This is a genomic window from Elstera litoralis, assembly GCF_000963705.1.
Classification (GTDB): domain Bacteria; phylum Pseudomonadota; class Alphaproteobacteria; order Elsterales; family Elsteraceae; genus Elstera; species Elstera litoralis.
Genome location: NZ_LAJY01000651.1, coordinates 1 through 954, shown reverse-complemented (window position 1 = coordinate 954; position 954 = coordinate 1). Strand labels below are relative to the sequence as shown.

The window sequence follows — 954 nt, the reverse complement described above, 5'->3', positions numbered from 1 at the left end:
CTGGAACAGTCTGACTCTGAACACAGAAATGGCTTTAACCATTCCACTTCCCCTGCCGCTCGACCCACCGCCATTTGCGCGTTTCGGTGATCTCATTACCCTGCTTGTCGTGACTTTTCTGATACTGCTCCTGGTAGTTCGACGCCTTCGTGCCAATTTATAGTAATTCATTAACCAGTACAGCGTAGGGTTGACGCCTACAAACGTAGGCGATACTTCTCAATCAAACGATTATCGCCGGAAAAAAGGATCGAGATCATGACCACCATTGTTGTGAAGCGTCGCCGGGGCAGCCGTGGTTCGCCCGACGGTAAGCCCAACCCGATTGATATTCATGTCGGCAGCCGCGTTCGTCTGCGCCGCACGCTTCTCGGCATGAGCCAGGAAAAACTGGGCGAGGCTATCGGCCTCACGTTCCAGCAGGTTCAGAAGTACGAGCGCGGCGCGAACCGTATCGGCGCAAGCCGTCTGTTCGAACTGTCGCGCGTGCTGGATGTGCCGGTGTCGTTCTTCTTCGACGATATGAATGCCGAAACCAGTGGCGGCCGCGTGCCCGGCATGTCCGAAGCCACACCGGGTTTCGACAGCAAGGATCTCTCCAAGCGGGAAATTCTGGAACTGGCGCGCGCCTTTGACCGGATTAAGGACGAAAAAGTCCGCAAAAGCGTGTTGGAACTGACGAAGTCCCTCTCGCGCACGGTCAGCGAAGCCTCGTAACCGGGCTTTTAAGCATACCGCTCAAGAGCGCCCCCGGCCTCCGGTGGCGCTCTTTTACGCTCGCGTCTTTCTTAACGGGGCTTGACGCTCTGCGCGGGACACGACAGAAAGATCGGCCAGAACCTAGAGTTCTGGTTTAATTTACGGCAGTTTAAAGGGGAATCCGGTGGCCCGTCCGTCTGATTATCTGTTCACCAGCGAATCCGTTTCCGAAGGTCATCCGGATAAAGTCTGCGA

Annotated in this window: 1 protein-coding gene; it reads left to right on the top strand. The window is 55.8% G+C overall.

The window, feature by feature from the left end:
* The first annotated feature begins 258 nt into the window (after positions 1 to 258).
* On the top strand, positions 259 to 717 hold the full coding sequence (locus VZ95_RS18655) for a helix-turn-helix domain-containing protein (RefSeq protein WP_045777199.1): 459 nt from the start codon (positions 259 to 261) through the stop codon (positions 715 to 717).
* Positions 718 to 954: the final 237 nt, after the last annotated feature.

Bases quoted from the DNA above. Each gene is read 5' to 3' on its own strand.
- VZ95_RS18655 (WP_045777199.1), top strand. From the start codon at position 259: ATGACCACCATTGTTGTGAAGCGTCGCCGGGGCAGCCGTGGTTCGCCC.